This window comes from Nocardia salmonicida NBRC 13393, assembly GCF_001613085.1.
GTDB classification, from domain to species: domain Bacteria; phylum Actinomycetota; class Actinomycetes; order Mycobacteriales; family Mycobacteriaceae; genus Nocardia; species Nocardia salmonicida.
Genome location: NZ_BDBR01000049.1, coordinates 34,289 through 45,567 on the forward strand (window position 1 = coordinate 34,289; position 11,279 = coordinate 45,567).

The 11,279-nt window shown below is 67.6% G+C and carries 9 protein-coding genes; 4 read left to right on the forward strand and 5 right to left on the reverse strand.

Translation table 11 applies throughout. The annotated features are described in order from the left end of the window. Positions 1-57: 57 nt before the first annotated feature. The 5 genes from NS1_RS33405 to serS form a co-directional block, all read right to left on the reverse strand. On the reverse strand, positions 58-1,953 hold the full coding sequence (locus tag NS1_RS33405; protein ID WP_062990994.1) for a serine/threonine-protein kinase: 1,896 nt from the start codon (positions 1,951-1,953) through the stop codon (positions 58-60). Between the two features lie 95 nt (positions 1,954-2,048). Next, positions 2,049-2,969: a DMT family transporter gene (locus NS1_RS33410; protein WP_062990996.1), complete on the reverse strand. Its 921-nt coding sequence runs from the start codon at positions 2,967-2,969 to the stop codon at positions 2,049-2,051. Between the two features lie 43 nt (positions 2,970-3,012). After that, entirely contained in the window at positions 3,013-4,392 is a 1,380-nt protein-coding gene (locus NS1_RS33415; protein WP_084504719.1) for an MFS transporter, read from the reverse strand. Positions 4,393-4,480: 88 nt separating this feature from the next. Further along, positions 4,481-6,091 carry a putative bifunctional diguanylate cyclase/phosphodiesterase gene (locus NS1_RS33420; RefSeq protein WP_255284789.1) on the reverse strand — a complete coding sequence of 537 codons (1,611 nt, stop codon included), beginning with the start codon at positions 6,089-6,091 and terminating at the stop codon, positions 4,481-4,483. Positions 6,092-6,388: 297 nt separating this feature from the next. Then, positions 6,389-7,645 carry a serine--tRNA ligase gene (gene serS, locus NS1_RS33425; RefSeq protein WP_062990998.1) on the reverse strand — a complete coding sequence of 419 codons (1,257 nt, stop codon included), beginning with the start codon at positions 7,643-7,645 and terminating at the stop codon, positions 6,389-6,391. Positions 7,646-7,700: 55 nt separating this feature from the next. Between serS and NS1_RS33430 the strand changes: the two genes are divergently transcribed. The 4 genes from NS1_RS33430 (at position 7,701) to NS1_RS33445 (ending at position 11,261) form a co-directional block, all read left to right on the forward strand. Further along, positions 7,701-9,383 carry an aldehyde dehydrogenase family protein gene (locus tag NS1_RS33430; RefSeq protein WP_062991000.1) on the forward strand — a complete coding sequence of 561 codons (1,683 nt, stop codon included), beginning with the start codon at positions 7,701-7,703 and terminating at the stop codon, positions 9,381-9,383. A 36-nt stretch (positions 9,384-9,419) separates the two neighbouring features. Further along, positions 9,420-10,487, forward strand: a complete 1,068-nt coding sequence (locus tag NS1_RS33435) for a septum formation family protein (protein WP_062991002.1) — start codon at positions 9,420-9,422, stop codon at positions 10,485-10,487. 14 nt (positions 10,488-10,501) lie between these two features. After that, positions 10,502-10,840 (forward strand): metallopeptidase family protein, encoded by a 339-nt coding sequence (locus NS1_RS33440; RefSeq protein WP_131816868.1) that lies wholly within the window; start codon positions 10,502-10,504, stop codon positions 10,838-10,840. Positions 10,841-10,949: 109 nt separating this feature from the next. Next, positions 10,950-11,261 (forward strand): PE family protein, encoded by a 312-nt coding sequence (locus NS1_RS33445; protein ID WP_062991004.1) that lies wholly within the window; start codon positions 10,950-10,952, stop codon positions 11,259-11,261. Positions 11,262-11,279: the final 18 nt, after the last annotated feature.

Here is an 11,279-nt window from a genome sequence, read left to right on the forward strand (position 1 = left end):
AACGCCAGGCCCCTCCCGAACTCTGCCGTGAAACTATCACCCGCGAGTTCGGCGCCGCTACCGCGCGGGCAACCGGCCGACCGCCTGCTTCACGAGCGGATCTGCGATCGCGCAGAGTTGCCCTTCGCGCTGGTTCGGATTGCTGACGGACACTTCGACATCCTCGCGAAAGGTCTCGCCGACCTTGCGGAACTGATACACCCGACGGCATTCGTTCGGCCCCAGCATCACGCTGTCGAGATTGTCGACCAGCACACCGTCACCGATATCGATCACCTTCTCCTCCATCGAGGTCGCTGGTCGCCGTGGCTGCGACAAGGTGATCCGCACGGTGGAGTCACCCGACCACTCGCAGGAGTGCGCGGACTTCGCCACGACGGAGCCGAGGGCGGCGAAGGCCGAATTGTCTACCAGGGCACAGGGGTCTACCGATGACAGCGATTTCTGCGCGGCGGATTCGGGACGCAATTCGCCGAGCGAGGCGGTGAGCCGCTCGAGGACATGGTCGGCGAGGCGGCATTCGCCGCGCGAGAAGGTGTCGACGATGATTCCCCAACGCGCGGCTTGCTCGCCGCCCTCGATGGCGAACACGCAGTCGTCGGCGCGGCGGGCAATCGCGTAACCGTTGACCACCTGCTTGCCGGATTCGAATCCGTTCAGCGCGGCACCGATCTCGACGGCCATGCGCGCGCCACCCGAGCTGCCGTCACATCCCCAACTCGACGTCGCCTGCCAGCGCCAGGCCGAGACATCCGGCGATGCCTTCTCGGCGACCTCGGTGGGCAGTCTCTCTCCGAGAGCCTGTGGCAGCCAGGTGCACGCATCGGTGCCACGCAGCTTGTCGAGGCCGGGAAGAGTCGCGGTCGGTATCGCCTGTGGCGTCTCCTGAGGTTTTGTCGCAGTCCCGTTGCCGCGCAAGACAACCGCTGTGATCGCTCCTGCGATCACGACTGCGGTCGCTGCGACGATTCCCAGCCGGAGTGCGGTTCGGCGCTTCTCGGCAGGAACCTCGACGGGCGGCGGTGCGATCGGCGTGTGTGCCGAAATGATCTGCGTCGCCTCGGGGTCCGAGGTCAGCGCGACCAGTTTCCGTGTCTGGTCCGCGATTTCGGCATGGACAGGCGCAGGCCACGGCTGCGATTGAACGGGCAGGACCCCCAGGTAGTCCAGGATCTGAGCGGGTGTCGGCCTGGCCCTCGGGTCCTTGCGTAGACATCCCGCGATCAGGTCGCGCAGCGGCGCGGGGACCTGGTCGAGTTGCGGCTCGCTGTGGACGATATTGAACAAGGTGTAGGGAGCGGAGGACGCCGCGAACGGTGCCGTTCCGGTCGCGGCCATGCACAGCAGCGAGCCGAGCGAGAAGACATCGCTCGCGGAGGTGATCGGTTCGCTGTTCGCCTGTTCCGGTGACATGTACGCGGGCGAGCCGACCACGGCACCCACTTCGGTGAGCTGCGCCCCGGTACCGACCGCCTGCGCGATGCCGAAGTCGATCACGCGCGGTCCGTCGGCGGCCTGAATTACGTTGGCGGGCTTGAGATCTCGATGCACCAGGCCCGCGCTGTGGATCGAGTGGAGTGCGGAGGCCATTCCGGAGGCCAGCGTGCGCAGCGCCGGGACCGGCAGGGGGCCGAGCTCTCGCACCGCTTTGTCCAGAGGCACACCTGCGATGAACACCGAAGCGAGCCACGGTGTTTCGCTTGCCGTATCGAAGTCGACCACCGCGGCGGTGAACGCCCCCGACACTCGGGCGGAGATGGCGACCTCACGTTCGAACCTGGCCCGGAATTCACGATCGTCGAGTAGATGCGAATGAATCTGTTTGATGGCGACGAATCGACCGTCGGGCCCCGTCGCCAGCACCACCCGACCCATCCCGCCGGCACCGAGCACACCGTGCACCCGGTAGCGCCCGATCATCGGCGATTCACTCGTCGACAGCGGATCGATCAATTCGGTACTCCCCCAACTCCCTGTCCGCCGCATCGGCAGACCGGCCGAATCACCCGGCCGCATTTCGCCTGAAACCTAGCATTTCGGCGTCTGGGTCAGCGACTGCTCCGGCTCGCCACTACCACCGCACCCAGCACGATCACACAGCTCACGACGGTGGTTGGCGACAGTCTTCCGTCAGCCGCGTCGAGAACCATCGCGGCGACGAGCTGGCCAGCCACCGAGGTGAGACCGAGCAGCAGGACTCCGATCATGCCCACCGTGACCGCGGCCAGCGCGATGAACGCGACGCCGATCAGGCCGCCGGTGTAGAGCCAGAGGTCGGTGGGGAATTCGGTGGGCAGGCCGGTGGTGGACAGGATGTAGAGGTCGAGCAGGAGTAGGGCGGTCAGGCCGACTGCGAAGTTGATCAGGGCGGCGGTGAAAGGGCCGCCGGTGGCGCCTACTCGGCCGTTGACCGCTTGTTGCCAGGCCAGGCCGATACCCGCGAGGGCGGGAAGGACGATGAGCAGGGCGGGGAGGTCGGGGACACCGGTGACGACGGTGGTCGGGGCGGAACCGCCGCCGGCCGAGAGCACGACCCCGGTGATGCCGAGGGCGGCCGCGAATACACGCCATGGGGTGATCGGTGTTCGACCGTTCGGGGCGAGGCCGAGTCGGTCGACGACGAGGCTGCTCAGGAGTTGACCCGCGACCACCGCGACGGTGAACGCGGTGACGCCGATCGCGGCGATGGTGAGGCCTTGAGCAGCCACGAAGAACGCGCCACACAATCCGCCGAGCAACTGCCACAGCGGCAATCCGCCCTCCGACACCGCGGTACGCACCTTGGTGACACCCGCCCGCAACGCCGGGCTGAACGCGAAAGCGATCAGCAGAGCGAGGAGGCCGGTGCCGAAGCTGATGGTGGCCGCCGCGATCCCATCGGCCAGCCGCGCGCCCAGCGCCCCGTTGATCCGCCCCTGCACCGCGACACCCGCCCCGATACCGAACCCGAATATCAGCCCGAGGCTCATCCGCCTACTCCCGACTCCGGCGGGTCGTCCGGGGTCATGACGGCTAGCGGTCGGCCTCACGTTCTCCCTCTTGATCCGGGGTTGCGTTCTCAGTCCTATCACGCGCGGCGACGTGACGCGGCGGCAGCCAGGTAGGCGTCAACGCGGCGGCGACCAAGATGACCAACCCGAGCAGCGCGATAGTCGTCGACATCGCGAGCCACTGGGTCGCGAGCGCGACGAACGCGAATACACCGAGCGCGACGATCTCGGAGAGCAGCCCGGAGACCGAGGTGACGGTGGCCCTGGCCGGGCCTTCGATCGCATCCTGGAGCCGAGCACCCGCGATGACCTCGGCATTGAAGTCGATGCCGTAGGCGATGCCGATACCGACGAATCCCACCCAGACCAGCGCGGGGCCCCGCGCCGCTCCGACCGCCAACGCGCCCGCGACGAACAGGATTCCGGCGACGAACAGCGCGATGGCCAACGTTCGATTCGACACGACCTCGGTGCGACCAGCCGACAACGAACCTATCAGCGAACCCGCGACGGTGACGCCGACCAGTAATGCCGAGGTGCTGGTCGAAGCGCCACCGGAGACCGCGAGTAGGCCGAAGTATTCGTCGAAGGCGGTGACGCCGTACAGGAGTGCGCCGAGCAGCACACCTCGGCGGACCCTGCGAACGTGAAGTGCTTCGGAGAGGCCGGTTTCGAGCATGGCGAGATAGCGCGACGAGGTGGATCCGTGCGAATTCGACGGTGGTGCACCAGCTGACGCCGCTCCCGGTTTGACGTGCGGGCCGACCGGTCCTGGTGCTGGCTCGTCGTCGAGATCATCGACGGCGGTCGCGGAGATGGCGACGGGCGCGCTGGGCAGCGCCAGCGCGGTCAGCGTGTGCAGCAGACCGACGCCGACGCTGACCCAGCCGACCAGCTCATAGCCGCCGAGAGCGAACAGCGGTGCGGCGGCGAGGATCGCCACGAGCACGGTGCTCTCCTGCGCACCGCGCGCCCAGCCCATGATTCGGGCGTAGGCGGACGGTTCGCCACGCGCGACCAGATCGTCGTAGACCAATGCCTCGAAGGTCCCCGATTCCAGTGCGCCCGCGATACCCCAGACGAGGAAGCCGAGCGCGAAGCCGACGAACGACGGCGCCAGCATCCAGAGGGCGAAACACGCGGCCTGCAACACGCAGCTCAGGACGAGCAATCGGCGGCGCGACACCGTGTCGGCCCACGCGCCCGAGGGCACCTCGAGCAGGAACGCGGTCACCGACCAGATCGCCAGCAACAGCGAGATCTGTGCGGTACTCAGTCCGTGATCGGCGAAGAGCACGCCGTAGAGGGCATAGATCGGTAGCAGGTCACGCGTGCCCTTGAACAGGACCGCGCGCACCGTGAGGTCGCGGACACCGGTCGGATCACGCCTCAACCAGGCCACCGCGTGCCGGAGCGGGGAAGGTCAACAGCCGTAGAAGAGCATCCGCATGGGTTCTATCGTTCGCGTCGCGACCGGCCGGGTCAAGCGATTATCCGAGCGGGATCCAGCCGTTGGCGGCGAGGGAATCATCGTCGTCGGTGGTGCCGACCAGGGGGCGGCCGTCGTTGAGGTCGTTGATGAGTTCGGAGACCGGATGCGAGTCGCTGTAGTGGTAGCCCTGGGCGAGGGCGAAGCCGAGTTCGGTGAGAACGGCGGCCTGGTACTCGGTTTCCACACCCTCGGCGATGACCTGCAGGTCGAGGGATTTACTCAGGGCGGCGATCACGCTGAGCAGCGGCGGGGCGGGGGAATCGGAGCGGATGGCGGCGACGAAGGACTGGTCGACCTTGAGGATGTCGCTCGGGATGGTGGCAAGGCGGCTCAGCGAGGAGTACCCGGTGCCGAAATCGTCGATGGCGATGCGCACGCCACGGTCGCGCAGGGTGTGCAGGTTGGTGATCGCGGTCTGGGATTCGGCGGCCAGTTCGCTCTCGGTGACCTCGAGGACGAGCTGGTCGGCGGGCCAGCCGGTATCGGACAGGATCGTCGCGACCCGCTCGGCGTATTCGGTCTCGGCCAGCTCGAGGCCGGAGACATTCACGTTCAGGGTCAGGTTCAGCGAGGCGAAGCTCTCCTGGAGGCGGGCGGCGTCGGCGCAGGCGCGGCGAAGGACCAGCTCGTCGAGATCGGAGATGAGGTCGTATTCCTCGGCGACGCGGATCAGGCCCTCGGTGGTGACCTCGGGTTGCGCGCTCGACGACCAGCGCAGCAGCGCCTCGACGCCGACCGCCTGGCCGCCGTCCTCGGTCAGGCTGACGATCGGCTGGTAGTGCACGTCGAGCGCACCGCGATCGATGGCCTCGCGCAGTTCCACCGCCAGCGGAAGCTGACGCGACGATTCGAGCACCGTGCGGTTGCGGCCCGCCTGCTTGGCCCGATACAGGCCGACATCGGCGCGGCTGACCAGCAGCGAACCGGACTCGCCCGGCTGCCAGGAGGTGACACCGGCCGAACAGCCCATGGTGACCGCGGCACGCAGTTGTTCGGTGAGCAGGATCGCGGCCTGCTCGGTGGTCCCCGGCAACAGCAGCGCGAACACGTCGCCGCCGAAACGGGCCAGCACCTGACCGGGCGCGAGCAGGTCGAGCCAGGTGTCGGCGACCCGCTGCAGGACGGCGTCGCCCGCGCGATGGCCGAGGTGGTCGTTGATCTTCTGGAATCGGTCGAGGTCGACCAGCACGAGGGCCATGCCCTGACCGCCGCGGCTGGCCGCATCGATCGCCGGGTTGAGCTGCTTCTCGAAGCCGCGCCGGTTGAGCAGACCGGTGAGCACGTCGATGTCGGCTTCCGACGCCATCCTGGTGAGGATGCCGACCACCACGCCCGCGCCGAAGGTGACACCGGCGGGGATCAGCCCGGACCACCACGGCAACCCGCGCGCGGGCAACACCAGCAGACACAGCACCATCGCGAAACCGATGTGCGCGGCGGCCTGGGTCCAGGCGAAGAACAGCGCCGCGTCGCAGGCCACGAACACGAAGAACGAAGCCAGGGTGATGGCGCCGACCAGATTGGGGAAGTCGTAGACCGCGATCGCGACGAGCACGGTCGCGGTGGCGAGGTAGACGTGATGCAGGCCGTGCGGCATCCGGGGCCCCACGCGAGCATCGTGAGCCCGAGCAGGACCGAGATGGCCGCCGCGGTACCGACAACAGCGCGATTACCGTCGTCGCCCGGTGCGACGGCAGTGATCATCAGGCCGAGGACACCACCGAGAACGTAGAACGCCCCCGTTGTCCTGGCCATGACCTTTGCCGTCGCCAACGCCGATGCCGCCCGCACCCGGGTTCGGGTATCGCCGCGCGCCCCGATTCCTCGCACGAGCACCAGCCTAGATGTTGATGGGTCAGGGTGTTTGCCACATCCGCCAAATGCACGTCAGCAAACAATGAGCATCTTACGGCTTCAGCACCTCGGTGCCTACGAACGGGACCAATGCCGCAGGCACGCGCACCGAACCGTCGGCCTGCTGGTGGTTCTCCAGGATCGCCACGATCCAGCGTGTGGTGGCCAGCGTGCCGTTCAACGTGGCCGCCACCTGAGGCTTGCCATTCTCGTCGCGGTAGCGCACCGAGAGCCTGCGCGCCTGGAAGGTGGTGCAGTTCGAGGTGGAGGTGAGTTCGCGGTAGGTCTGCTGAGTGGGCACCCAGGCCTCGCAGTCGAACTTGCGCGCCGCGGAGCTACCCAGATCGCCACCTGCCACGTCGATCACCCGGTAGGGCACCTCGATGGCGGCCAGCATCTCGCGCTCCCAGGCCAGCAGCCGCTGATGCTCGGCATCGGCCTGCTCAGGGGTGGTGTAGACGAACATCTCGACCTTGTCGAACTGGTGCACGCGGATGATGCCGCGGGTGTCCTTGCCGTAGCTACCGGCCTCGCGGCGGAAGCACGACGACCAACCCGCGTACCGCTTCGGGCCCGCGCTGAGGTCGAGGATCTCCCCCGAGTGGTACCCGGCCAGCGGCACCTCCGAGGTACCGACGAGGTAGAGGTCGTCTTCTTCGAGGTGGTAGACCTCGGCCGAATGCTGGCCGAGGAATCCGGTACCGGCCATGATCTCCGGGCGCACGAGCACCGGCGGGATCATCATGGTGAAGCCGTTGGCGACGGCCTTCTGCGCGGCCAGCTGCAACAGGCCCATCTGCAGCAAGGCGCCGTAGCCGGTGAGGAAATAGAACCGCGAGCCCGACACCTTCGCGCCGCGCTCCATGTCGATGATGTGCAGCGACTCGCCGAGCTCGAGGTGATCCTTGGGCTCGAAGTCGAAAACCGGTGGGGTGCCGATGGTTTCGAGCACGACATAGTCGTCCTCGCCGCCCGCGGGTGCGCCGTCCTGGACGACATTGGAGATGGCGCGCTGCGCGGCGTCGAGTTCGGCGTCGGCGGCGCCCTCGGCGAGTTCGGCCTCTTTGACCTTGGCGGACATGTCGGTGGCGGCGGCGAGCAGCGCGGGGCGCTCCTCTTTGCTCGCCTTGCCGATCACCTTGCCCATGGCCTTGTGCTCGGCGCGCAGGTTGTCGGCGGTGGCCACGGCGGCCCGACGCGCGGCGTCGGCTTCGAGCAGGGCGTCGACGAGCGCGGGGTCCTCACCGCGGGTCCGCTGCGAGGCACGGACAGCTTCCGGGTTCTCGCGCAGGAATCGGAGGTCGATCATGAGGAAACAGCCTAGTTGAAGTGCCAATCGGGCAGCACAGGGGCATAGTTGCGGTGTGAGTACCTCTTTCGACACCGCCGTCATCGATACCGCGCTCGCCGATCTCACCCAAGGGGAAAAGACCTGGGCCGCGACGGACCTGCGCCGCCGCCGCGAACTGCTCGACGAACTGCACGCGCTCACCGCCCGCGACGCCGAGGCCTGGGTCGCCGCCGCCCGCACCATCAAGAAACTCGACGCCGACAGCCCGCTGCTCGGCGAGGAGTGGATGTCGGGCCCGATGACGATGCTCGCCGGCGCGCAGGCGCTGAGTGAGTCGATGGCCGCTCTCGAGAAGGGCACGAGCCCGCTCGACGGTGTCGAACTCGTCACCGCCCCCGGCGGCCGGGTAGCCGTGCCCGCACTGCCCCACGGCATCTACGACAAGTTGCTGCTGAGCGGATTCAGCGCCGATGTGTGGCTGAAGCCCGGTGTAGACGCCGCGACCGCCCGTCGCAAGGCGGGCCTTGCCCAGCGCGATCCCGCGAAGACCAACGGTGTCGGCGCGGTGCTCGGCGCGGGCAACATCATGTCGATCGCACCGCTGGACACCCTCTACGAGCTCTACGCCAACAACCGCGTCGTCGCGCTCAAGCTCAACCCGATCACCGATCCGCTGCTGCCGGTGTTCCAGGCGATCTTCGCACCGTTCATCGAGCTCGGCGTGGTGCGCATCCTCACCGGCGGGGCCCCCGAAGGCGGCTACCTGGTGAACCATCCGCTGGTCGCGCACGTGCACATGACCGGCGGCGCGCCGACTCACGACGCGATCGTGTGGGGGCCGGGCGCCGACAAGACCGGCGAGCCCATCCTGGACAAGCCCATCACCAGCGAACTCGGCGGTGTCGCGCCGTGCATCGTGATTCCCGGCGACTGGGCCGCCGCCGATCTGAAGTTCCAGGCCGAGCACGTGGCCACCCAGCGCCTGCACAACGGCGGCTACAACTGTGTCGCCGCGCAGACCGTGGTGCTCGCCGCGGACTGGCCGCTCAAGGAACAGTTCCTCACCGAACTGCGCGCCGCGATCGACAACGCTCCCGCGCGCACCGCCTACTACCCGGGCAGCGACACCCGCGTGGCGGGCGCACTCGAGTCCTACCCCGACGCCGCCCGCGCCAACGGCCGCCTGCTGGTCGAGAACCTGCCCGCCGACGACACTCCCCTGCTGCGCACCGAGTACTTCTCGCCCGTTCTCGGCGTGGTCGAACTGCCCGGCACCGGGGCCGAATTCCTCAGCAACGCGGTCGATTTCGCCAATGACGAGCTGATGGGCACCCTGGGCGCCAACATCATCGCCGACCCCGCGACGATCGCCACGCTCGGCACGGAACTCGACACCGCGATCGAGAACCTGCGTTACGGCACCGTCGCCCTCAACGCCTGGACCGGTCTCGCGTTTCTGACCCCGCGCGCCAGCTGGGGCGCCTACCCCGGCCACACCCTCGACGACATCCAGAGCGGCATCGGCGTCGTACACAACGCCTTCCTCCTCGACGACGTCGAGCGCACCGTGGTCCGCGGCCCCTTCCGCCCCGCTCCGCGCTCGATTCTGCGCGGCGAATTCGCCCTCACCCCGAAGCCGCCGTGGTTCGTCTCGAACAAGACCGGCACCGCCACCGGACGCAAACTGACCGATTTCTACGGCGACGGCAAACTGCGCCGCATACCGGGCATCTTCGTGTCAGCTCTGCGGGGCTGACCCGGCGGCCCGCCACGACAAATACACTCGTCGACGATGTCGAAGAAGCAGAGCAACCCAGCCGAGGGACCCGCCGCGCCCAGTCGCGGCGGCGCCCTGCACCTGTCCGCGACGAAACTGCGTTGGGGGCTGCTGATAGGCGCCCTCGGGGCGGTGATCGCGGCCATGGTCACCATGACCGTGACAGGCTTCGACACCGACAAGGTGGAAGCGCACCAGCCAGGTGCCGAACCGGTCGTACGCGACAAAGAGTTCAGCAACGCGGCGCAGGGCGACTGTCTGACCTGGTCGAGACCCGACCGGAGCGATCTGGTGAAGGTCGGCTGCGGCGACAAGCACCTGTTCGAAGTGGCGGGCGTCATCGACCTCAGCGCCTATCCCGGGCGTGAGTTCGCCGACGGCACCCGTCACCCCGATTCACTGCGCATGACCGAATTGCGGGACGAGCACTGCGTGACCGCTGTCCAGAAGTATCTGGGCGGGCGATTCGATCCGCGCGGCAAGTTCATGGTGAATGTGATGTCGCCGAGCCCGGCCGGTTGGCAACACGGCGACCGGACCCTGCGCTGTGGCGTCCAAGTCGCCGCCACCGCCACGAGCCCGGCCACCACCGGCAGCCTGGCCGACAGCGATCAGTCCAAGATCCATGCCACCGGTACCTGCCTCGGCATCAATCAGAACCTGCCGACCGACCCGATCGACTGCGCCCAACCGCACTCGGTGGAGATCGTCGGCACCGTCGACCTGTCCACCGCCTTCACCGGCGGACCGCCGTCGGAAGCCGATCAGGACAAGTTCGTCGAGGCCGAATGCAATCGGCTCTCCGGCGACTACCTCGGCAGCCCCGACGCCATCCGCAACAAGACGCTGACCCTGTTCTTCGACTATCTGGAGCCTGCCAGTTGGCTCGCGGGCAGCCACAAACTGGACTGCTGGCTCGGAAAAGGCGCCGACCGTGAGGGTTTCGCGCCCATCGTCGGCTCTGCTCGCGGCGAGATCCTGATCGACGGCCAGGCCCCGGTGCCCCCGCCGAACACCGGACGCTCCACTCCGGCCCCGCTGCCGGGCGCCGCGCCACTGCCACCGCAGCCCCAGCCGAGGTGACGTTGTCCGAGCGGATGCCGGAGTGGCGTTTCGAGGAGTTGGTGAGCGATGCCCTCGACCAGATCCCGGCCGAGCTGTCCAGTGCCATAGACAATGTTGTGGTGCTGGTGGAGCCCCGAAACGACGAGGAACCGTCGCTGCTGGGGCTGTACCACGGGGTCGCCCTCACCGAGCGCGACAGCTATTACGCCGGATCGTTGCCGGATACCATCACGATCTATCGAGAAGCTATTCTCGACATCTGCAACACCGACGACGAGGTGGTCGAAGAAGTCACGATCACCGTGATCCATGAAATAGCACACCATTTCGGGATTGACGACGACCGGTTGCATGAGCTGGGATGGGGTTAGCGAAACTGGGTGGGGAATCGATGGAACCGAATGACCCGCTCTCGCGTCCTAGTACTCGTAGGGGGAATTCTCGTGGTTCCCGATAGCCGCCACCAGAAGGAGTCGGGTCATGGTTGGACACGTTCTCGTTGCACCTGAAATCGTCCTCGCCGCGTCCGCGGAGTTGGATCTGCTCGCCGAGCGCCTCGCCATCGCGGCCGGGCTCGCCGGCCCGACCACGCACGTGCTGCCCTCGGGCGCCGAAGAGGTGTCGCTGCTCGCGGCGAGCCACTTCAACACCGCGGCGGGCAAGCACGACGGTTCGGTCGCCCAGGCGATCCTCGAGCTGCATCACGCGGCCGCGACCTTGCGCTCGCAGCTGACCACTCATATCGGGGAAGACGTGGTCCGCGCGGCGACGATCAACGCCATCCAGGTGTAGTCGCACCGATCCTGTCGA